The sequence below is a fragment of the Larkinella ripae genome (assembly GCF_054780775.1).
Genome location: NZ_BAAGVR010000022.1, coordinates 823,321 through 846,007 on the forward strand (window position 1 = coordinate 823,321; position 22,687 = coordinate 846,007).

The 22,687-nt window shown below is 56.8% G+C and carries 14 protein-coding genes; 5 read left to right on the forward strand and 9 right to left on the reverse strand.

Annotation, left to right across the window (positions count from 1 at the left end):
- Nucleotides 1-21: 21 nt before the first annotated feature.
- Genes ACYVHX_RS16385 through ACYVHX_RS16400 form a run of 4 tightly spaced genes read right to left on the reverse strand, consistent with a single transcriptional unit; the run spans nt 22 to nt 7,257 of the window.
- The gene (locus ACYVHX_RS16385; protein WP_460672741.1) at nt 22-1,089 is read right to left on the reverse strand and encodes a LamG domain-containing protein; all 1,068 of its coding nucleotides are present in this window, start codon (nt 1,087-1,089) and stop codon (nt 22-24) included.
- Between the two features lie 41 nt (nt 1,090-1,130).
- Nucleotides 1,131-2,639: a RagB/SusD family nutrient uptake outer membrane protein gene (locus ACYVHX_RS16390; protein ID WP_460672742.1), complete on the reverse strand. Its 1,509-nt coding sequence runs from the start codon at nt 2,637-2,639 to the stop codon at nt 1,131-1,133.
- A gap of 15 nt (nt 2,640-2,654) precedes the next feature.
- Nucleotides 2,655-6,143 carry a TonB-dependent receptor gene (locus tag ACYVHX_RS16395; RefSeq protein ID WP_460672743.1) on the reverse strand — a complete coding sequence of 1,163 codons (3,489 nt, stop codon included), beginning with the start codon at nt 6,141-6,143 and terminating at the stop codon, nt 2,655-2,657.
- Between the two features lie 34 nt (nt 6,144-6,177).
- Nucleotides 6,178-7,257 (reverse strand): FecR family protein, encoded by a 1,080-nt coding sequence (locus tag ACYVHX_RS16400; RefSeq protein ID WP_460672744.1) that lies wholly within the window; start codon nt 7,255-7,257, stop codon nt 6,178-6,180.
- A gap of 287 nt (nt 7,258-7,544) precedes the next feature.
- On the opposite strand from ACYVHX_RS16400, the gene ACYVHX_RS16405 reads away from it, so the two are divergent.
- A complete protein-coding gene (locus tag ACYVHX_RS16405) occupies nt 7,545-8,039 on the forward strand; it encodes an anthrone oxygenase family protein (RefSeq protein ID WP_460672745.1) in 495 nt (164 codons plus the stop codon).
- A gap of 321 nt (nt 8,040-8,360) precedes the next feature.
- Here the strand turns inward: ACYVHX_RS16405 and ACYVHX_RS16410 are convergent, their stop codons facing one another.
- The 5 genes from ACYVHX_RS16410 to ACYVHX_RS16430 form a co-directional block, all read right to left on the reverse strand.
- The gene (locus ACYVHX_RS16410; protein ID WP_460672746.1) at nt 8,361-9,590 is read right to left on the reverse strand and encodes a sialidase family protein; all 1,230 of its coding nucleotides are present in this window, start codon (nt 9,588-9,590) and stop codon (nt 8,361-8,363) included.
- Nucleotides 9,591-9,659: 69 nt separating this feature from the next.
- A complete protein-coding gene (locus tag ACYVHX_RS16415) occupies nt 9,660-11,183 on the reverse strand; it encodes a RagB/SusD family nutrient uptake outer membrane protein (RefSeq protein ID WP_460672747.1) in 1,524 nt (507 codons plus the stop codon).
- A gap of 24 nt (nt 11,184-11,207) precedes the next feature.
- Nucleotides 11,208-14,324: a SusC/RagA family TonB-linked outer membrane protein gene (locus ACYVHX_RS16420; RefSeq protein WP_460672748.1), complete on the reverse strand. Its 3,117-nt coding sequence runs from the start codon at nt 14,322-14,324 to the stop codon at nt 11,208-11,210.
- 483 nt (nt 14,325-14,807) lie between these two features.
- Nucleotides 14,808-15,410: an RNA polymerase sigma factor gene (locus ACYVHX_RS16425; protein ID WP_460672749.1), complete on the reverse strand. Its 603-nt coding sequence runs from the start codon at nt 15,408-15,410 to the stop codon at nt 14,808-14,810.
- Between the two features lie 151 nt (nt 15,411-15,561).
- Nucleotides 15,562-16,545, reverse strand: coding sequence for a phytanoyl-CoA dioxygenase family protein (locus ACYVHX_RS16430; protein WP_460672750.1), 984 nt, complete (start codon nt 16,543-16,545; stop codon nt 15,562-15,564).
- A gap of 151 nt (nt 16,546-16,696) precedes the next feature.
- Between ACYVHX_RS16430 and nuoL the strand changes: the two genes are divergently transcribed.
- The 4 genes from nuoL to ACYVHX_RS16450 all read left to right on the forward strand — a co-directional run bounded on the left by nuoL (nt 16,697) and on the right by ACYVHX_RS16450 (nt 22,665).
- Entirely contained in the window at nt 16,697-18,610 is a 1,914-nt protein-coding gene (gene nuoL, locus ACYVHX_RS16435) for an NADH-quinone oxidoreductase subunit L (protein WP_460672751.1), read from the forward strand.
- A gap of 31 nt (nt 18,611-18,641) precedes the next feature.
- Nucleotides 18,642-20,303, forward strand: a complete 1,662-nt coding sequence (locus tag ACYVHX_RS16440) for a complex I subunit 4 family protein (RefSeq protein ID WP_460672752.1) — start codon at nt 18,642-18,644, stop codon at nt 20,301-20,303.
- 213 nt (nt 20,304-20,516) lie between these two features.
- Entirely contained in the window at nt 20,517-21,422 is a 906-nt protein-coding gene (locus tag ACYVHX_RS16445; protein WP_460672753.1) for a prohibitin family protein, read from the forward strand.
- Nucleotides 21,423-21,510: 88 nt separating this feature from the next.
- Nucleotides 21,511-22,665, forward strand: a complete 1,155-nt coding sequence (locus ACYVHX_RS16450; protein ID WP_460672754.1) for an acyltransferase family protein — start codon at nt 21,511-21,513, stop codon at nt 22,663-22,665.
- The last annotated feature ends 22 nt before the right edge of the window (nt 22,666-22,687 follow it).

Below are 22,687 nucleotides of genomic sequence, written 5' to 3' on the forward strand. Positions count from 1 at the left end.
AACTCCGCGAAACAACCCACTTTATTTCCCTTTTTCCGCCGTGTAGATCGACTTGATCTGCGTGCTGCTCAGGGCTACGTTATACATCCGGATGTCGTCCATGTCGCCGGTGAAATAGCCACCCCAGGGCCCGTTAAAGTTGTTGCCGTCGGCATCATCTTTCTCGTTTTTGTTGTAGAGACTGGTCGGCAGATCCTGCCCGATGGTCATATTAATGGTGTTTTTAACCGGAGCCAGATCACCCGTCACATCCGTCCAGCTTTTCACCAGCGTTCCGTCGATGTAGAAACTCATATCGCCCGATTTGTAGGTCACCGCAATGTGGTACCACTTGCCTTTGTCGAGCGTGACGGTTTCGTCATCCTTGTCTTTGGCACCGGCGGTCGTTTTTACCGTAAAGAACACCTTGTTGGCTTCCTGCAACTGGACTTTATAGCCGTTCCAGCGGTTCAGAGCCAGCAGGTAGTTACTGGCGCGCGAGGAATCGTACTTAATCCACATGCTGATGGCAATCTCTTTCGACGGATTCAGAACGGGATTATACGGCACTTCAATATTGCCCCCTTTGTCGAAGTGGTACGCCTTGGCATCCGCCCCAAACCGGTCTTTCGCGGGTGTAACCGTGCCGGCCCCCCATTGAGCGCCACCGGTTTTTATAGTACCGTTGTTGTTCTTGCCGGACGCATCGTTCGCGTTTCCGTCAAACTTGTAGTAGGCCACCAGGTTCGCGGGGGCGATTTCCTGCACCATTTTGCCCAGGAAGGTGGTCGCGGCTTGTCCCAGATTCACGTAGGCATTGTTCACCGCCGTTTGCGTGGCAGCCGCATCATTATTCACCGTCGTAGCCGCATCGATGGCGGTTTTAAAGGTGGCTTTGGAACCGGCTTCAAACTGACCGACGGCGGTTCCCTCAACGGCCAGGGCATACCCGGCATTCGCACTGTCGAGTCGGGCTTTCAACCTGGTTTTGTCCACCGGAATGGCATCGGGCTCATCGTCTTTCGTACAGGATTGGGCTAAGGTAAGTACCATTAGGAGAGCGGCCAGCCCCCAGAGTAACTTGCTGATTGAAAATGCGTTCTTTTTCATAAGAAATAGGTTACTGATTTGGTTTAATAAACAGGTAAAAGCTAAAGTTTTAGGGCCTTGTTGGTATCCCGCTCGCTCTGCGGAATCGGGAAATACCGGTTGGTTTCGTATTTAAACGAGGTTTTATCTTTCAGGGCGGTTTCGGCGTAGGTCTTTCCCCAGCGCATCAGGTCATAAAACCGGTGAAACTCAAAGCCCAGCTCGACGCGCCGTTCGTGGTAAATGGCTTCGCGCAGGGCCGACTGGTTGGTGATGGCTATGTTCGGCAGCAAACCCGCCGGAACCGCTGCGGTGGCCGCCGAATCCAGCGTCGAATCGTGCAGATAGCTTTCCCGCGCCCGTTTTCGCACCTGATTCAGAAACGTCAGCGCTTCGGCGGAGCGGCCCAGTTCGTTCAGGGCTTCGGCCTGCCACAGCAGCACGTCGGCGTAGCGAATCATCACGTAGTTCAGGTTGCCGTCGGCTTTCGTGCTTTTGGCCACTTCCGACAGCGGTTGCAGGTGTTTTTTGTTGAGGTACCCCGTCGACGACCAGGTGGGGTCGTAGGGCGTTCCGTCAAGCCACGGTTTGCCTTCGCGGGCCACGGTATAGTCCAGCCGCGGATCGACCACGCCCGCGCTGGTTTTCTCAAATTCGGCCACAAAACCGGGGGTTGGCGCGTCGAAAAAATAACCGTTCTCGGTCTGCCGGGGCGCAAACCACTGGTTCAGGCGGTTGCCCGCAAACGGCACCTGGTTGGTCAGGTGCTGAACGGAGAAAATGGATTCCTTGTTGTTCTTGAAATCCTGATCGAAGTTCTGACTGTAAACCGGCAGCAGTTCATAGCCGCCGACGGTTTTCACCTGGGCGGCTGTTTCGGCAGCCTGCTGCCATTTTTTCTGGTACAGATACGCTTTCGCCAGCAAGGCCGTAGCCGCTCCTTTCGTGGCCCGGCCGATGTCCGAACCCGAATGGGTGGCTGGTAGATTCTTGATGGCTTCGGCCAGGTCGGCTTCAATGACGCGGGTGTAAATGTCCTCTACCGGCGACTGCGCAATCTGGAGTTCGTCCGGATTTTTCGGTTCGAGCAAAACCGGCACCGGCCCGTACGTATTGACCAGGTAGAAATAATACAAAGCCCGCAAAAACCGCGCTTCGCCCAGAATCCGGGTTTTAATATCCGCGCTCATATTGATGGGGGGCACTTTCTGCAATACGATGTTGCACCGGCTGATGCCCTCGTACCACTCACCCCACTGCGATTCGACCGGCCCGTTGCTCGGAAAAATCTGGAACTCATCGACCAGCCCAATGTCGGCCTGATCACCCGGATCACCGCCCTTGGCGGCATCGTCGGAGGCTACGTCACCAAAGACCCAGAGCCGGTTCCGGTCGCTCGAAAAGGTCAGCGGCACGTAAGCGGCATTGATCGCCAGAACCGCCTGGGCCTGCGTCTGGTAGAACGCCGATTCGGGATAATCCGCCCGGACTTCTTCGTTCAGGAAATCGCGGCAACTGCTGGTAACCCCCAGAAAAACAGCCGCTATGATCAGAATTTGAATGCGTTTCATACGGTTTTCCGGTCGTTAAAAGTTTACGTTTAAACCGATCATGTAAATTTTGGCCGAGGGGTACGTTCCCCAGTCGATGCCGACGGCTATGTCGCCCTTGAAGGCTTCGTTGTTCACGTTGTTGCTCGTCTGCATTTCGGGGTCCAGACCGGGATACTTCGTGAACGTCAGCAGGTTCTGGCCGCTCAGATACACCCGCGCGCTGGATGAGCCAAACCGCTTGCTGACTTTGGCGGGCAGCGTGTAGCCAATTTGCAGGTTTTTCAGCCGGGTGTAGGCGCCGTCTTCCAAAAACCGGGTCGACGGTTGTTTGTTGTTGGCCGAGCCCTTCCACGACACGCGCGGCTGGGTGTTGCTGGTGCCCGGTCCGGTCCAATGGTCGTCGACCACGCGCTGGGTGATGTTGAATGCCCGGTAAAAGCCTTCGGTGTCGGTGGCCACCTGGTAGTAAATCTTGTTGCCCGAAACGCCCTGAAAGAACGCCGTCAAATCAAAACCTTTCCACTCCAGATTGGCCGTCAAACCGTATAGCAGGGTCGGAATCGGGCTGCCAACGTGCGAACGATCCTGCTGGTTAATGATGCCGTCGCCGTTGATGTCTTTGAATTTCACGTCGCCGGGACGAATCGTATTGCCCTGGTAGGCACTGGTAAAAATGTCGGCTTCCGACTGAAAGATTCCCTCCTGTTGCAGCAGGTAAAACGAGCCGATCGGATAACCCGGCTCGGTCAGCGTGGCAAACACGCCGTTGTCGATCCGCCCGCCCGGAATGGGCCGCCCGTCGCTGAGCGAGAGCAGTTTGTTTCGGATGAACGAAACGTTGGCCGTGAAATCATAATTGAAAGCCCCCTTTTTGTCCTGGTAGGTCAGGTCCAGCTCGACGCCCCGGTTTTCTACTTTCCCGGCGTTGACATAAGGCGCTCCGGCGGCCCCGCCCGACTTCGGAACCGGCACCGGAATCAGCATATCGGAAGTTGTTTTGACGAAATAATCAGCGTTCAACTGAATCTTGTTCGACCAGAAACCGGCTTCGAGCCCAATGTCGGTTTGCGTCGACGACTCCCATTTCACGTTCGTGTTCCCCCGGCTGACGATCGTGTAGCCCGGCTGGGTCAGGGCCGGATCGCCCAGCGGATAGTTATACCCACCCGCCACAATCGAAGCAAAGGGGTAATTACCAATGTCCTGGTTGCCCAGCTGTCCGATGCTGGCCCGCAGTTTCAACTGGGAAACCACATCAGATAAAGGCTTGAAAAACTCCTCCTGGTCGATGTTCCAGCCCGCCGAACCGGAGAAAAAGGTACCGTAGCGGTTTTGCGCCGAAAACCGGGACGAACCATCGCGCCGGATGTTGGCCGAGAACAGGTATTTGCTGTTGTAGGTGTAATTGACCCGCCCGAAGAGCGAGAACAAGGCCCAGCGCGAGTCGCCTTCAAAACTGGTTTTGCCCGTCGGGTCGATGCCCCGGCCGAGGTAGCGCAGGTTTTCGACCTGATCGATGTAGTTGCGGTCGGAGCCGCCGATCGTCCGGCTGACGTTGCGAATGGCTTCCGTTCCGACCAACACCGACAGATCGTGCACATCGCTGAAGATGCGGTTGTAGGTCAACGTGTTGTTCCAGTTCAGCGTACTGATCAGGGCGACCTGATTCACCAGCGAAGCCGGGCTGTTGATGCGGTTGTTGGTCCCCCAGTTCTCGTTGAAGGTTTTCCGGTTGATGATGTTGATGTCCATTCCGCCATCCGACCGAAACCGTAGATTTTTGAGCACCTGCCACTCGCCGTACAGATTCCCAAACGCCCTGTACTGGCGTTCTTTGTTGTCCTGTTTTTCCGCCAGTCCCACCGGGTTGTAGCCATCGCCGTAGAGCGCCGGATTGGACGGCAAATCCGAATAATTACCGTTTGGGTCGTAAACCGGAATGGCGGGTGAGCGAAACAGCGCGTACCGGACAATGCTCCCGCCGTTGCCGCCGTAGCCGTCGCCCGAACTGCCGATGATGTCGCGATCCGAGAAGGTCAGGTTCAGGTTGGTGCCGACTTTTACCTTTCCCGCTATATCGGTATCGACGCTGGTGCGCAACCCGTAGCGCTTGTACGCCGAATTGAGAACAATCCCTTTTTGGTCGAAGTAATTGCCCGACAACAGGTAGCGCGACTTTTCGTTACCCCCGCTGATCGACAACTGGTAATTCTGGATCATGGCCGGCCGAAAAATGGCTTCCTGCCAATCCGTATCGGCCAGTTGCGCATCCGCCGGAATTGGCCGTCGTTGCAGGCTGGGGTTATCCACCCCCACGTTGTCATTGACCACCGATTCGTTAAAAATCCGGACGTAATCGGCCGTATTCGCCATCGGAATCAGCCGGCCGTGTTGCTGAACCCCCGTGTAGCTGTTGAACGCAATGCGGGGCGCTCCGCTCTTACCGCGTTTGGTCGTCACAACAATCACGCCGTTGGCCGCCCGCGCGCCGTAAATCGCCGAGGAGGAAGCGTCTTTCAACACCGACATGCTTTCAATATCCGTCGGATTCAGGACGTTGAAGGCATCTTTGGTCGGAACCCCGTCGATGATGAACAGCGGAGAGTTGTCGTTGATGGTCCCGACCCCGCGAATCCGGACGGCCACGCCCTCGCCCGGCGCCCCGGTCGATTGGGTTACGCGCACACCGGCCGCTTTTCCCTGCAAAGCCTGGTCGATCCCGGCCACCGGCAGACGGTCGATGTCTTTGGACGAAATGGTCGAAACCGCCCCCGTCAGGTCGGTTTTTTTCTGCGTACCGTACCCCACAACCACCACTTCCGACAGCGTTTTGTCGTCCACCACCAGCTTGATGTTCACCGTGGTGCGGTTGCCGATGACGGTTTCCTGCGTCAGATACCCGATAAACGAAAATTGCAGCGTACCGCCGTTGTCGGGCACCGTGACCCGGTAGTTGCCGTCGCCGTCGGTGGTGCCGCCGGAGGTCGTGCCTTTCAGCACCACGTTAACGCCCGGCATGGGCTCGTTTTTTTCATCGACAACCTGACCCGAAACCGTTTTGTCGACGGCCTGCGGTTCCGCCGGTTCGGTGGGCAGCGGTTCCGGCCGGTCCAGCGCCGTGTTGGCACTGCCGGATTTGACGCCTTCCGGTTCGGCCAGTTTCTTTTTAAGCACGATCATTCGGTTCCCCACCACTTCGTAGCTGATGTTGATCGGATCGAGCAGCGTACTCAGAATGGTTCCCAGCCGCTCATTCCGAACGGTCAGGCTCACCCGCCGGTCGGCGCGGATGATTTCGTAGCTGTAGGCAAACGTGACGTCGGCCGCTTTTTCCACCTGCTGCAACACGGTTTCCATCGACTGATTCGAAATCGCCAGCGTAATCGGGCGTTTCAGCGGATTTTCGCGGGTCGCGGGGCGGCTCATTCCGGTATGGACCAGCATCAGCAGAAAAAGGGCCGTCAGCCCGGTTTTCAGCCATTGTTCCGGAAATCTGCGTACGGGAAGTATCCTTTTTTTCATGGTATCCTGTGTGGTTGTAGGCAATCGTTTTCCGTTACTGACAGCCGCTGCCGGACCGAATCCGGATCGTTCCGTCGGGCGTCAATTCATAGCGGGTTCCCGTACTGGCCGTAATAACATCCAGTTTCTCAAAGAGCGACTGGTCGTCGAGTTGCGCGGTCAACGTGCAGTGCGCCAGGGCACTGGCATCGTATTGCACGCGGATTCCGTACGTTTGCTCCAGGTTTTGAAATACCCGAACCAATGGTGTGCGCCGAAACGAAAACCGGCTGACGGCAATCCGTTCGGCCCGGGCAACTTCTTCCCTGGCGGGTCGGGCGTCGCCCGGGTGATAAACCGCCTGCTGGTTGGCCGTCAGCAAAACCGTCGATGCCGTGGGCGTCTGCGGAGCGGCTGCCGGTTGACGCGGATAAACCGCCACGCGGCCCGTTCGGACCACGACGCGGGTGGCGGTTCCCTGCTTCGGCGCGTAGATCGTAAAACTGGTGCCCACCACGCGGGTAGTCAACGCGTTAGCGTGAACCAGAAACGGTTTTGCCGGATTTTTCACAACCTCGAAAAAAGCGGTTCCGCTCAACGCCACTTCCCGGTTTTGGGCCGCAAACACTTCTGGAAACCGAATCCGGGCCTGGGGTTGCAGCCGCACCAGACTCCCATCGGAGAGCCGCACCAGCCGGTCCTGCGGTTTTTCATTGACGATTTCGATCATGCGAACCACCGGTCGCTGCACTACGGTTTCGGCTTCGGTTGTTAATCGATTGGCATTTTTCATATACCAGAAACCGCCCAGCAGCGCCAGCAGCACCGAAGCCGCTGCGCCCGTTAGCACCCAGCGCCGGTTCCAAAACGGCGGAGCCAACGGCGCAATTCCACTTTCTTCTTCCTGTTTGAGGACCGCCGACAGCATCCAGCGCACGTTATTCGCGACGGTTTGGTCGGACAAGCCGGGCAAATCGCCCCGGGCGCTCAGCAGAAACTGGCGGGCCAGATCGGCGTTCACCCCATTATCAGGATGCGCCGTAATCCAGGTGCCCCAATAAACCGCATCGGTTTCGGTAGGGCGGAAAACCCAGCGTCGAAATGATTCATTTTCGATTAAATCCTGCGGTTGCACGTCGTTGCGATTGGTCTGAAAAACCGGCGGTAGGCCGTTGTTACGACGATGAGGAAGAAGTCAGGAAAAAGTAACCGTGGTTTTGTAAAATTTTTTCAGAAAAAAGTGATAAAATTTAAAGCGGACAATAAAATACTGATCCATAGCGCATTACACTGATCCAGCAAACCGTCATTTGATCCCGGTTTTAATCAGCAAAACCGCACGTTTCGTAGGCGGTTGTCGGTTTCGTTCTATTTCGCGCTGAAAAACCGCCCTAGTTTTGTCACGAACAAACCGCAAAACCAATGAAACTGGCAAACCTGATTCTGGTCCTGGCCGGCACCTCGACGGCGTTGATGGCCGGACTTTTCTACGCGTATTCGTGCTCGGTCAATCTGGGACTGGGCCGCTTGTCCGATGCCGCATACGTAGCCGCTTTTCAGTCCATCAACCGGGCCATTCAGAACCCGGTTTTTTTCCTGGCGTTCTTTGGCGCGCCCCTGTTGCTGCCTCTCAGCGCCGGGCTGCACTACAACCAAGCCCGCTCGATGCGGTTCTGGTGGCTGGTGGCGGCTTCGCTGGTGTATCTCGTGGGCACGTTCGGGGTGACGGTTTTTGGCAATATTCCGCTGAACAACCAACTCGATTCGGTGCAGATGCTGTCCGCTTCCGCCGACGAAATTGCCCGGCACCGGACGCAGTTTGAAGCTCCGTGGAACCGGCTGAATACCGTTCGCACCCTGGCGTCCACGCTGGCCGTTGTGCTGGTGATGCTGGCGTTCCTGAGCCCGGCCGATTAGTAAACTGTTCAAATCCCCTACCTGAAATTTTTTATTTTTATGGGTATAGGCAACTTTGTAAACTGCTTGCATTCCGCTAGAGAAATCCGCCTTTCGGATGCAGCAAGTGGAATTAAAAGGATCAGCCAGTGTTAATGAGGCATGAGCACGGTAGAGGAAGCCATCTGTCAATGTCCTTCGATGGAAATCCGTTAGCCCGTGTGGCAATGGACGGTCTTCAGGAAGCCGAAAACCTCATCAATTGGGTTGCAAATCAAACAACCGACGCATAAAAAACGCCGGCAAAACCGGCGTTTTTTATGGATGAACAAAGCTCCTGCCTTAGTTTGTAATATGCCCTTCTTTCCAGTAAATCTCACTGTGGCCGTCGGCAAAGTTGCGGGTGGTGATCAGCACCGGCGTGGTTTCATTTTTCAGGAACAGGGCGCTATAATACGCCCCCTCAGTAACCGGCAGGTTCGGCCAGGGATACGAAACGGCGGTGAAATTTTTGGCCACGCTGTTGCCCACCAGCACCAGCATCGTGTTTTTCCGCCAGTCGCTGCTGATGGTTCGTCCGCCCGCATCCTGCGTGGAAAGCAACGTCAAGCCGTTTGACAACTGGACCAGGTACGGAGCGCCCCCCCAAATCCGCCCGGATGTCGCCAGCCAACGGCGGTTGTTGGCAACCGTGCCGAAGCCCGCGTACTTCCATTTAGCGGCCACCGACGACCAGATCACCCAGGGCGACTGCGTGTTGTTGACCGACTCGATGGCAAACACAATTCCTTTGTTCTCTTTCAGCACCAGCGGCACCGGCATTCCATCCCGCATGCCCTCGGTATAGGCCACATGCGCCGGAGCCGTCCACGACTGGCCGTTGTTGGTGGAGTGCACCATCAGAATTTCCTGCTGCGGATTCGCGCTGGGCCACCAGGCGGCTTCGCTCGAATAGAACAGCTCAATTTCTCCGTCGGGCAACTGCACCATGGCGGGTTCCCAGGAACGACCCGTGGCGACGATGCGCGGGGCGCCGAAGGTCCAGCCCCGGTCGGTGCTCATCCGGATCTGAATGTTGCCGTGGGCGTTGTCGTCCGGTTTTCCCCGGCCCGTAAAGGCCAGCATCACATCGCCGTTTTGCAACACCAGCAGTTCCGGATTGGCAAAACCGTAGTAATTCGGATCGGTGTCGGCCATCAGAATTTCGGCCGCCGACCAGGTGGTGCCGCCGTCGGTGCTGCGCCGGATGGCGATGTTGTCCCAGTAGTTTTCCCGATCTCCGCAGTGGTACGTCAGCAGCAGCGTATCGCCTTTGACGCGGTGAACCCGGCCGTACTCGGCAAAAGGAACATCGTGCGAAAGCTTCCGGGCGGTGTTGTCCCAGGTAATGGAAAGCGCCGGAACGGTTGGATCGGCGGGCGGTTGGTCGTTGGCCGCTACGGTGGTGGAATCGACCGGATCGACGGGCGCGGGCGAACCGCCGGGTTCATTTTTGCACTGAAAAAAAAGCAGCAACCCAGCCAGCCAGAGCAGGCGGTTTGGGTTTAAAAGGCGAAATCGTTGTTTTTCCATAACCCGTCAAGTCAGAAACCACCGGTTTTTTTAAAACGAAAAAACCGGTGGTTTCCATCGAACGCTTGCTTAATAATTGGGATTTTGCGTCAGGTTGGGATTCAGATCCCGGTCGGTCTGCGGAATCGGCAGCAGCTCGCTCTTGCCTTTGACAAAGGTCGAAAAAGCCTGATCGCGGGGGGCCAGCTGCGGACCGAGGTCGCCCCAGCGGGCCAGGTCGTTCCAGCGGTGGCCTTCGCCCGCCAGTTCGGTAATCCGCTCGTGCTTGAGTTGCGCCAGAAACTGTTCCTGCGTCAGACCCGGTTTTGCGGTGGAAAGCCGGGCCAGTCCCGCCCGCTGCCGCACCTGATCGACGAAGGGATAGGCCTGGGCGGTTTTTCCGGTCGCGTTCAGGGCTTCGGCATACATCAGCAACACATCGGCGTACCGGATGTAGCGCCAGTTGTTGGGCGAGCGGTAGCCTTCTTCGTCTTTCCAGTGATCGTTCTGAAACTTGCGAAACCACACGCGCTGGTTGTTGGTCCCGTAGCGCTGCAAAAAGGTTTGTCCGTAAATCGCCGTAAAAGCCGGCCCGCGCACGTCGGTGGAATCGTACAGGAACGAGGCTTCCAGCCGCGGATCACGCGCTCCGGCGGTTGTTTTCTCATTAAACTCCCGCGTCACCCAGCGCTGGGCTTCGCCGTCGGACCAGCCGATGCCGCTGGGACCGAAAAACTGCGCGAGCGAGGTACCGTAATTCTGGTTGGGCGTTTCGGTATCGTCGTCGGTATATTCGGCCGGATTCAGTTCAAACTGCCACTCAAAAACCGACTCCCTGTTGTTTTCCGTGGTGATCAGGAAATTGTCGCGGTAATTCGGCACCAGGGCGTAGATGCCCTTGCCTTCGCCTTCGGTCAGCCACTGCAGGGGCACCAGCGCTTCGGTGTATTTCCGCTGTTGCAGCTGAGCCCGGGCCAGTAAAGCATACGCGGCTCCTTTCGTTGCCCGACCCAGATCCGCCGGGCCGTAGGTGGTTGGCAAACCGGTCGCGGCTTCGGTCAGGTCCTTTTCAATCTGCGCCCAAACCTGCGCCAGCGTCGCACTGGCGGGCCGGTCGCCCACCACCGCCGGTTCTAAAACCAGGGGCACATTGCCCCACAAGGTCGCCAGGTGAAAATAATACATGGCCCGCAGGAACTTGGCTTCGCCCAGGTACCGCTGTTTCAGGGTTTCATCCATCGCGATGCCCGGCACGTTGGCAATCATCTGATTAGCGCGGTTGATGCCGATGTAATTGTCGTTCCAGACCCCGTAGGCGTTGCCGTAATTGTAGTCCGTGATCAGAAACTGATCCATGTTATTGACAATGTCCGTTGCGGGGCTCAGGCTCCGGCCTTCGTCGGAGCGAATGATGTAATAAAACGGCATCCAGCGCGAAATACCGCCCCGGTGGGTCGTGCTATACACCGCATTGACACCCGCCAGCGCATCGTCGGCGGTTTTCCAGAACGATTCGGTCGTGACCTGATTGGGATTGACAATGTCCAGATTCCGGCTGCAACCAGCCAGCGTCAGAGCCGCAACCACGGCGAAGGAAATAAGGCTATTTTTCATGATACGTTTCTTCATGGGGCTGGCTTAAAAATCGAGGTTCACACCGACCGATACCACGCGGGGCGTCGGCCAGTGGCCGTTATCGACACCCCGTTCCTGAATGTTTGCGCCGGTTATATCGGGGTCCAGGCCCGAGTAGTTCGTCACCGTGAACAGGTTCTGGCCGCTGACATACACCCGTGCGCTCCGGATTTTGGCCCGGCTGAGCAGCGCCCGCGGCAGCGTATAGCCGATTTCCACGTTCCGCACGCGGGCGTAAGAAGCATCTTCCAGCCAGCGATCGCTGTAGCCCAGGTTATTGGAAATAATACCCTGATCACCCTCGGCCACCCCGATGCGCGGATCGTCCGTGCCGGTATTGGTCGTCGACCACGGATTAACATCGGCCCGGAAGTTGGTCAACTGGTAGCTGTCCAGCCCGCGCCGAACGTCGTTGTAAACCGTATAGCCAAAGACGCCCACCAACTGGATGTTCAGCGTAAACTGTTTGTAGGACGCGTTGAACTGCGCACCCGCCTGCAGCGTTGGCCAGGGCGACGAAACAAACTGGCGGTCGTTGGCGTCGATGCGCCCGTCGTTGTTGATGTCTTCGTACCGAATATCACCCGGTTTGGCGTCGGGTTGAACCAGCTTCCCGTCCGGACCCTTGTAATTATTGATTTCTTCCTGACTCTGGAACAACCCGTTCGTTTTCAGCAAAAACCACTGCCCAACCGGATTGCCAACCTGCGAACGGGTGTTGCCGCTGATGATGTAGTTGATGCTCTGGCCCTGATTGCCGACGTTTTCAACCCGGTTTTTGATGGTCGTGAAATTCCCGGACACATCCCACTTCAGCGCGTTTTCGCTGTTGCGGTAGGTGGCCGAAAACTCGATGCCCCGGTTGCGGATCGAGGCCGTGTTGACGTAGGGGTTGCCGCGCAGGTTGCCCAGGTAACCCGGCACCGTCAGGTTCAGGATGGCATCCGACGACAGCGAGTTGTACACGTTGATCTCGGCCGTCAGGCGGTTGCGGAAAAAACCGGCCGTCAGCCCGTAGTTCTGCTGAACGCGTTCTTCCCAGCGCAGGTCGGGATTGGCCAGCTGGGCCTGATACGCCCCCACACTTTCGGTCTGGTCGACGCCAAAAATGGCGCGCGGGTTGGTGTTGATAAACGCCGTGTAGGGAAACGAACCCAGGGCCGGCACCACAATGCCCAGCTTTCCGTACGACGCACTCAGTTTGAGTTCGCTCACCCAGTCGGCCTGAAAAAATTCCTCCTGATTGATCCGCCAGGCAGCCGCCACTGACGGAAAAAAACCGGTTCGGTAGTTGGCCCCAAACCGCGAATCCTGATCCACCCGGCCCGTCAGCGTCACCAGGTATTTGTCGTTGTAGGTGTAATTGATCCGCCCTAGGTAGCCCAGAATCCGGTAATCGTCGGGCGTGCCGCCGGCCGAGGTCGAAACGCCCGTTGCCGAGCTGATTGTGTTGAAATACTGACCACCCGCAAAAGCCAGATTGGTGCGTCCGCCCGTCGTTACGTCGCGCCGGGTCGTCTGCTGGCTGATTCCCAGCACCCCGTTGAGGTTGTGTAACCCGAACGTCCGGTTAAAATTCAGGGTGTGTTCGAACAGCAGACTCAGATACCGGGAACGATCTTCGGAAACCGAGCTGGGCACCGGCGCCGAATTGTATTGGAAGGTGCCGATCCGGCGCAGGTTCTGAATGTAATCGAAGCTGACTTCGAGCCCGGCATTGAAGCGGTAGGTCAGCCAGTCGGTGAATTTGAAATCCAGAAAACCGTTCCCGACTAGCTTGGCAAAATTCGATTTGTTGGTGGCCAGATTGCGGGCCGCCACCGGATTGAAAGCGTACGTAACCGCGTCGGGGTAGGTCCCGATGCCGTAGCCGCCGGGATTGGCCGCACTCACAAACCGGGGGTCCTGCACCGGAATAACGGGCAGATTGCTCGCCATGTCGTAAATCGGGTTGATGCCGCCCGGAATGTTGTTGCCGTTCGAGTTGGTCAGCACCAGGTTTTCGCCGAACGTAAACCGCCCGAACTCGCTGCGGGTGTTGATCCGCAGACTGGCCCGGCTGAAATCACTGCCCCGGACGAAGCCGGCGTTGTTGAAATAACTGCCCGAAATCAGGTAGGTTCCGGCTTTGGTGCCGCCCGAAAGCGTCAGGTTGTAGTCCTGCAAATTGCCGGTACGCAGCACCTGATCCTGCCAGTCGGTGTCGATATTCGGGTTGAACGTGCCGGTTGCCACGCTGGCCGGGGGCGTCTTGCCCGAATTCTGGTATTGCAGCCGCTGGAGCGCGGCAAAACCGGCGGCATCCATCACATCCCAGCGTTTATAAACCTGCTGCACCCCGTATTTTCCCGAAAATGAAACCCGGATGGGACCTTCCTTGCCCTGTTTGGTGGTTATGATAATGACGCCGTTGGCCGCCCGCGAGCCGTAAATGGCCGCAGCCGAGGCATCTTTCAACACCTGAATCGATTCGATGTCGTCGGTGTTGATGGTCGGGTTCGCATCGGCAATCATTCCGTCGATGACGTAAAGCGGGTCGGTATTGAGAAAACTGGCAACGCCCCGGATCTGGATGGAAGCCTGCTGACCCGGCACGCCGGTGTTGCGCACGGTTACGCCCGGCGACAGGCCCTGAATCGATTCGGCCAGCGACTGGGCCGTCACTTTGCTGGCGTCGGTTGGATTCACCACGGCATTGGCTCCGGTTACATCACGTCTCCGCACGGTTTGGTAACCAATGACCACCACCTCGTCCAGGGCCGTTGCCGTTGGCGCCAGCGTAACGTCGACCGTGCTGCGGTTGTTGACGGCCACGTCCTGCGAGGCATACCCAATAAAGGAGAACGTCAAAACCGCATCTCCGCCGGGCACGCTGATCGTGTAGTTGCCCTCCGCGTTGGTAGTGGCGCCGGTACTGGTGCCTTTTAGTAAAACCGTTACACCTGGCAACGATTGGCCCTTTTCATCAAGAACCCGCCCGGTGACGGCTTGCGACTGGGCGGTTACGCCGAATGGTAGCGCGGCAAAAAAGAGTAAAATAGCCAGAAAAGGCTGGCTTACGAACCGCAGAGCCGACACAGGGGTCCGCCGACGGCGACAAATCCATAAAGTAGTCTTCATAGGGAAATCGGATAAATGATTTTCAACAGCCCGACCGGTTTTCACACCTTGCTGCGCTGATTTGCAGGGGCACCCAGCGTCAACCGGCCTTTCTTTTTCACATGCGGTTTTTTGTCATAGGCGACTGGTTAAGGAAAATTTAAAGCTCGGATTCAGGCGCAGGGAGCAGCATTCGCCGGGCAACAGTCCGGGCTGTCTGCCTTAAACGGTTTTAGTACGAAAATGTCTTGGGATTGTTCAAAATGAAGAGGCAGCGGCCGGAACAAGAGGCTTAATAGCGCCAAAAATCTAGTTTAAATCCCTGTAGTTCAATACTTTGGTACAGCAGAAGAGAATTATAAAAAATAAATCATATTTGCATTTATAGAACCGAAAAGGCTGAACGATCAGGCGAACGCCCGCTCAGTCGATTTCTATTTCCATAAAATGAATTTTGGCCGGCAGGCCCAAAACCGCGAACGGGGGCCGACAAACGAAGCGGTTTCAGTTGACCAAAACCGCCATCAGCATACCGGTTAGACCCGTTAGCAATACATTCCGGCAGTATTTTCGGAGCGTCTCCAGAGCGTGCTGGAGGTAATTGGCAACGACTTGCCGGGTCAGGCCCATCACGGACGCGATCTCCTCGTAGGAAAGTTCTTCGTAATAGCGCAGGTAAATGGCTTCGCGTTGCCGGCGGGGCAGCCGGTCCAGCGACTGTTTCAGGAGGTCGTTCTGCGTTTGTTCGTATTCGTGGGTCAGCAGCCGGTTTTCGGGATTAAAAACCGGGTCTTCGGATTCGTTCGTTTCTTCGAGCGTCGTAAAGAGATGGTCGCGCCGGACGCGGTGGAGCATGTTGTGCCGGATGGCCGTGAAAAGATAGGCCTTGACCGAGCGGACGGCCGTCAGCGTGCTTTTCTTTTCCCACAAATCCAGAAACAGATCCTGCAGGCAGTCTTCGATCAGCGCGTGATTGGTGGTAAACCGGGTACAATAATGGAACAACGGGCGATAGTGCCGGGTCGCAAGCGCTCCCAGTGCGGCCTTATCCCCCATCCGAATCGCTTGCCAGTAAATTTCGTCGGTATGCGTGAAGCGATCTTCCAATGTTGATGGTGTGTGCGGTACTCTTTATAAAACGTATTAAAACTACAATATTCTATGAAAATAGTTTTAATATTTTGCACACAATCGCGACAAAAACCGGCCGCTTCCAGCCGGATGTTTTTACCGGAAAAGAACGGTTACAAAAACCGCCTTATTTTCCCAGCAATTTCCGGAACGGCTTCAGCAGCATTCCGCCAATCCGCCGGACGGCCGAAGGAATGGTCACGCGCATCGCGTAGCCTTCGCTCTCCTGGTTGATGTATTCGTCGATGTATTTATTGACGACCTTCTCACCGGTCCGGATGTTTGTGATCTGGCGCAGGTACAATTTGTCCAGCGGCATATCCGATTGCAGGGGCGTGTAGTAGACGCAGTCTTCAAAAAAGTAGTGGGACACTTGGCTGTAGCGGGTCGAGCCGGCCGTCAGGATTTTTTCGCCCCCGTGCAGCAAATTCGCGGCCCAGATGAGCGCCATGCCTTTTTTCATGTTCAGAATCTCTTTTTTCAGACTCTGCGCTTCAATCAGATCTTCCAGAAAATCAGCGTATTTCGGATACGTTTTATCGTACGCTTCGTTCAGGCTTTTGGCCGAGGTTGCCCGGATGCCGATGTCCGACAAGTCATAGAAAGGCAGTTTGTGGCTTCCGGGGAAATAATGCAGCGGGCCGTTGTCGTTGCGGACGTCTTCCAGCGCCACCCACACCCCACACATAAACCGTTGCGGAATCGAGTGAAAGTGCATCGAATCACTGTGCGTTCGCTGCTGGGTTCCCAACTTAAAATTCAGCGTCTGAAACGGAATCGGTTCCCGGCGGTAAAGAACGCGCAGCACCTCCAGCACCCTTGGAGCAGTGGCAATATGCTTTACGGCCTCAATTTCTTTCCAGGCATCCTGAATGCGGTCGTCCTTCACGGCTACGTGCTTCGGCTCCAGCAGTTCCAGCGCCTTGTCCAGAACCGCTCCGTCGATTTCGGGATTGAAGACGACAAACCCATTTTCGGCAAACTGCGTAACGATGCGTTCCAACTCCGGGTTTAAATTCGCTTTTTTCAATTCCTGACGAAAAAAAGGCGACTCCGTCCACGGAAGATTCATGCTGTAATTTTCAGTTGATTGGGTGGTTGCAACAGCCATGGGAATATGAGAGTAAGTGAAACCGAATCAAATTTATAAAAACCTGACCATTAGTAGCTCGACTAACGACCCATAAAAGTAACCAATTATTTTTATTGGCCGGTTTATTCAGGATATTTGCCCCGCCGACCATCCACACGTATCTTGCGCGATGCTTGACGAAAATACCGTCCAAAACCTCCTCTGGCTTCTCCTGCTGCTGCCTTTTTTAAGCGGCAGTGCGTGGCTGTTGGCCGGTCGGCGCAGCAACGGCTGGGTGGGGGGAGCGGCCGCGGTTTTGACGCTGGTCGGGCTGGGTGTGTCGGGCTGGCTGGCCGCCCAAACCGGCTCCGAAATCCTGACCTTCCGCACGGAATGGCTCGTGATTCCGGGGCGCTCGGTGCCCGTCACGTTCCGCATCGACGCCCTGACGGTGCTGATGCTCGTCATTGTGCATTTCATCGCCCTGCTGGTGCAGCTTTACTCGATTTCTTACCTCCACGACGAACGCGACCGCTACCGGTATTTCGGTTTTCTGAGTCTGTTCATCGGCTCCATGCTCGGCATTGTGCTGGCCGGAAACCTCATTATCCTGTACGCGTTCTGGGAACTGGTAGGGCTGTCGTCCTACCTGCTGATTGGTTTCTGGTTCCGAAAACCGGAAGCGGCCGCGGCCGCCAAAAAGGCGTTCATCATGAATCGCATCGGCGACGCCGGTTTTCTGCTCGGCATTTTTCTCCTGCTCTTTCAATCCGGAACGACCGACTTTTCCGAACTCCCGGACTTGTTTGTAGCCAACGGCCCGCTGGCCACGCTGACCGGTTTCTGCCTGTTTTGCGGCTGCATCGGCAAATCGGCGCAGTTTCCGCTCACGACCTGGCTTCCCGACGCGATGGAAGGCCCCACCCCGGTTTCGGCCCTGATTCATGCCGCCACGATGGTAGCGGCCGGGATTTTCCTGCTGGCCCGCATCCACTTCCTGCTGACCCCCGACGCCCTGCTGATCATTACGCTCATCGGCACCGTCACGATGGGGATGGCGGCTTATTCGGCCTTGTTTCAAACGGATATCAAAAAAGTGCTGGCGTATTCGACGGTTTCGCAGCTCGGCCTGATGGTGGTGGGCATGGGAACCGGCAACGCAACCGGCGCGCTTTTTCACCTGACGACCCACGCGTTTTTCAAAGCCGGTTTGTTTCTGGCGGCCGGTTCGGTCATTCACGGCGTCCATACGCAGGACATGCGCCGGATGGGCGGTTTGCGAAAAGCCATGCCGCTGACGTTTGCGGGCTGGGCGGTCTGCGCGGCTGCGCTGGCGGGTTTGCCCCTGTTCTCCGGTTTTCTGTCCAAAGAAGCCATCCTGACCGGTGCGTTCGGCTGGGCCGGACAACAGGGCGGTTGGGCGTATCTGATCCCGGTTCTGGCGGTTTTATCGTCCGGTCTGACGGCCTGTTACATGGCCCGGCAGGGAAAGCTGGTTTTCTTCGGCGACCCCCGCACGACTGAGCCCGCGCACCCGGCCGTCCACGAATCCGGCGGACTGATGACTGGCCCCATTTTGCTGCTGGCGGTTTTGTCCATCGGTTTTGTGTTTGCCGGCAATCCGTTTTCCGCCGGGCATAGCTGGTTTTTCCGCGTCTTCCCTCCGCCGGGCGAACCCGAAGAACACCTCTGGATTGCGGTTTTGTCCGTCAGCGTCGCTGCGGTCGGCATCGGGCTGGGCTGGCGTCTGCCGGTTTTAACGGAATCAACTTCCCTGAGCCGGTTATCGGTGTATAACTGGTACCTCGACGGTTTTTACAAGCGGTTCATTGTCTGGCCGTTCGTGCAGTTTTCCCGGTTTTCCTACCGCTTCGACCGGAACGTTATCGACAAGCAGGTGGACCGGATGGCGATGGGAAACGTGGTGCTGGCCCACATCATCGCCTGGGTCGATCGGGCATTGATCGATGGGCTGGTCAACGGGGCGTCGTGGCTCGCCCGGCGGCTGGGCAACCTGACCCGTTCGGTGCAGAATGGGCGGGTGCAGTCGTACATAGCCAGCGCGGTGGTCGGTTTGTTATTAATTCTTTGGTTTTTGATCTAGTTGGTGCCCTTGCCGGCACCGACACCCTACTATGCTGTCATCACTCATTTTTTTTCCATTGCTGGGTTCGCTGCTGGTGGTTCTGTTACCCGACAGCCTGAAAAAGAGTTATAAATGGATTACGCTGGCGGTTTGCGGTTTCGAATTGCTGGTCTGCGGGGCGGTTTATGCGGCTTTTGACCCCACGCAGGCCGGTTACCAACTGCTCGAACGCGCCGATTGGATCAGCCTGTCGCTGGGGTCGCTCGGCCGGGTTTCGATTGATTACCTGGTCGGTATCGACGGAATCAGTCTGCCGCTGGTGCTGTTGTCGGGGGCGGTGATGCTGGTCGGCGCCATTTCTTCCTGGACAATTGACCAACGACTGAAGGCCTACCACGCGCTGTATCTGCTGCTGACGGCCACCGTCATCGGCTGTTTCCTGGCGCTCGACTTTTTCCTGTTTTTCCTGTTCTTTGAATTCATGCTGCTGCCGATGTATTTTCTCATCGGTTTATGGGGTGGTCCGCGCCGGGAATACGCGTCCATCAAGTTTTTTCTGTATACGCTGGCCGGCTCGGTCTTTATTCTGCTGGTGATGATCAGCCTGTATCTGTCGGTGATGGATCCGGTCGAAACCGCCCTCCAGGCCGGCCTGATCAGCGACCGGTCCGAGGCTACCGACGAACTGATTCGGCAGGTTCAGTACTTACTGGCCGACTACAAACTTCCGGCGCAGCAGATCGTCCACACGTTCGATCTGCGTTACATGGCCCACGGGGGCAATTACCTGCCGAATTCGTTTTTAGGCCCGGCGGGTGAAGTCGTGCTGTTTGGGATTCCGTCGCGGATGCTGGCTTTCCTTTGCGTTTTCCTGGGTTTTGCCATCAAATTACCCGTCGTGCCCGTGCATACCTGGCTCCCCGACGCCCACGTCGAAGCGCCAACGCCGGTCTCGGTGGTGCTGGCGGGCGTTTTGCTGAAAATTGGCGGATACGGTTTTCTGCGGATCGGCTGGGGCCTGTTTCCCGACGGGGCCGCCGAATACGCGTTGCTGCTGGCCGCCCTGGGCGTCATTTCGATTGTCTACGGCGGTTTTAACGCCCTGGCGCAGGTGGATTTGAAAAAAATGATCGCTTATTCGTCGGTTTCGCACATGGGGTTTGTCTTGCTGGGCATTGCCTCGCTGACCTCGGAAGGCATCAACGGCGCGGTGTATCAGATGGCTAGTCACGGCGTTTTGTCGGCCATGCTGTTTTTGCTGACCGGGGTTATCTACGACCGCACCCACGACCGGCGCATCGACAATTACCGCGGACTCGCCAGCGCCATGCCGGGTTATACGGCCCTGACCGCCATTGCCTTTTTTGCTTCGCTGGGGCTACCCGGTTTTTCCGGTTTTGTCGGCGAACTGTTTACGCTGATGGGCAGTTTTCAATCCCTCTGGCTGCCCGGCTGGATGACGGCGGTGGCCACGCTGGGCATCATTCTGGCGGCTGCGTATTTTCTCTGGACGCTTCAGCGCATGTTTTTCGGCCCGCTCTGGACCCGCACGGAAACCATCGGACCTCTCCCCGACCTCGACGCCCGCGAACGGCTCATGCTCATTCCGCTGGCGGCCCTGGCCCTGCTGCTCGGGCTGTTTCCCAACCTGCTGTTCAACCTGACCAACGCGACCGTGGCGGAATGGATTCAGCGGTTTACGGTCGAGTAAGCAGGCCCGTTCCGCCCGATCTCTCCAGGCCCCGCACTGCGTACGGAGTTATCCAGGGCATTCGCTGTGGAGTAGCGGAGTGAGCCGTCGACGCTTTGTTGAACTTGCTTGGTTGGCCGATTGGGTCTGTGGGTAAAAGTTTGTATTATTACCTGTGGCAAACGCTGCTTCCGGCGGTTTGCCGACAAACCCACTAAACTCACACCCCATAAAATGTTCTTCCTGGTCCTTGGCATTCTGGCGCTGATCATCGGTTTTGCCACCAATACGCCCTCGTTAGCCTTCTCCCGCTTCTCCCGGCCGTTGAAGGTTGTCGGCCTTATTCTGATTATTTTTGGGCTGGCATCGTCCTCCATTCGCCAGATCGACGCCGGAACGGTGGGGGTCCAGAGCCTGTTCGGCAGCGTTCAGGAGAACATTCTGGAAAGCGGCCTGAACTGGGTCAATCCGCTGGTGGCCGTCACGGAATTTGACATCAAAACCCAGAACTACACCATGTCGGGCGCCCACGACGAAAGCGGGCAGCTGGGCGACGACGCCATCCGGGTGTTGACCGCCGACGGACTCGAGGTGGTGATCGACCTGACGGTTTTGTACAGCGTCATCCCGACCGCAACGCCCAACATCTACCGCAGCATCGGGTCCGATTACTCCAACAAGGTGGTTCGGCCCATTACCCGCACGCGCATCCGCGACAATGCGGTTTACTACGATGCGGTTTCGCTTTATTCCACCAAACGCGACGAGTTTCAAAACCGGATTTACAAGACCATCGAATCGGATTTGCGCAAGCGCGGCATTATGCTCGAACAGTTGCTGATCCGGAACATCAACCTGCCCGCTTCGGTCAAGACTACCATCGAATCAAAAATCAATGCCGAGCAGGAAGCCCAGAAAATGCAGTTTGTGCTGCAAAAAGAACGGCAGGAAGCCGAACGGAAGCGCGTCGAAGCGCAGGGGATTGCGGATTACCAGAAAATTCTGGCCACCGGTTTGTCGGATCGGCAGTTGCAGTACGAACAAATCAAGGCCCAGCGCGAACTGGCGGCTTCGCCCAACACCAAGATTGTGGTGCTGGGTGGTCGCAGCAACGTCCCGCTGATGCTGACGGATAAATAAAGGGGTACAACTGGAAATACTATTCAAAAACCGATAGCCCGTTTCCATCCCGAAATAGTACTATACCCAGTCATTACTACGAACCGGTATGCAATCAACTTCTACAGCTACTACCGAGCCCGCGCTGGCCCAACCCGCCCCCGTCCGACGCCTGATGTCGCTGGATGCGTTGCGGGGTTTCGATATGTTCTGGATCGCGGGCGGGGAAGAAATTTTCCATGTGCTGGCCAAAACCACCGGCTGGGCGTGGGCGTTCTTCATGGCCGAGCAATTCACCCACGTCGAATGGAACGGTTTTCGGCCTTACGATTGCATTTTCCCGCTTTTCCTGTTCATGGCGGGCGTTTCGACCCCGTTTGCGGTGGGGAGTCGCCTGGAACGCGGAATTTCGAAAAGCGAGCTGGCCCGGAAGATCATCACGCGCGGTTTGATTCTGGTTTTGCTGGGCATCATTTACAACAACGGCCTGTTTACCAAGCCCATCAGCGATATGCGGTTCGGCAGCGTCCTGGGCCGCATCGGGCTGGCGGGCATGTTCGGGCAGTTGATCTACCTTTATTTCCCGAATCCGAAAGCGCAGTACGGCTGGTTTGCCGGTTTATTGCTGGGCTACTGGGCGCTGATGACCCTCATTCCGGTGCCGGGTTGCGGAGCGGGCGTCTTAACGCTGGATTGCAGCCTGGCGGGCTACATCGACCGCTCGGTTATGCCGGGCCGTTTATACCTGAAAGTGCACGATCCGGAAGGCTTGTTCTCCACCCTGCCGGCCATCGGCACGGCTTTACTCGGTATTTTTTCGGGGCAATTGCTGCGCAGCGACGGACGCATGGCCCACCGCGATCAGAAAACGCTGTGGCTGGTGCTGGGCGGTATTTCCTGCCTGATTCTGGGATATAGCTGGGGCTGGATTTTCCCGATCAACAAAAACCTCTGGACCAGCTCGTTCGTGCTGGTGGCGGGTGGCTGGAGCGTGTTGATGCTGGCCCTGTTCTACTGGATTATCGACGTCAAAAAGGCGGGCGGCTGGGCGTTTTTCTTTACCGTGATCGGCATGAACTCCATCCTGATTTACATTGCCGGGGAGTTTATCGACTTCGACTATGCCGCTAAATTTTTCTTCGGTGGTCTGCTGAGCTTCTTTTCCGAACCCGTCCGGGCGACCGGGGCGGTTTTGGCCCTCCTGGCCGTGAAATGGGCGTTTCTGTATTTTCTGTACAAGAAGAAGGTGTTCCTGCGGGTGTAGCGAGTTAAGGTATTTCGCAGCG